We start from the raw sequence: 254 nt of genomic DNA, 5'->3' as shown, positions 1-254 counted from the left end.
CTGGCGCCGGGCGTGGCCAGCGGCCGGCTGGTGGGCGGCAACCTGGCGCTGATCGCCGCCATGATCGGCTCGCGCCATGAGATCGCCACGCGCGACGCCATCCTGTTCATCGAGGACGTCAACGAGGCGCTGCCCCGCATCGACCGCCTGCTGTGGCAGTTGCGTTCGGCGGGCAAGTTCGACCATATCAAGGGCGTGCTGGCGGGCAATTTCACCCGGCTGGGCCTGCCGATGGGCGACGCGCCGGGCCAAAG

General features: G+C 70.5%; 1 pseudogene. It reads left to right on the top strand.

The window, feature by feature from the left end:
* Positions 1 to 254, top strand: a pseudogene (locus SB764_RS42515) (LD-carboxypeptidase); the annotation flags it as partial.

This window comes from Paraburkholderia sp. SIMBA_027, assembly GCF_046535315.1.
Classification (GTDB): Bacteria; Pseudomonadota; Gammaproteobacteria; order Burkholderiales; family Burkholderiaceae; genus Paraburkholderia; species Paraburkholderia tropica.
Note: the sequence above shows the minus strand (reverse complement) of the source record. Positions and strands in the feature narration are given on the sequence as shown.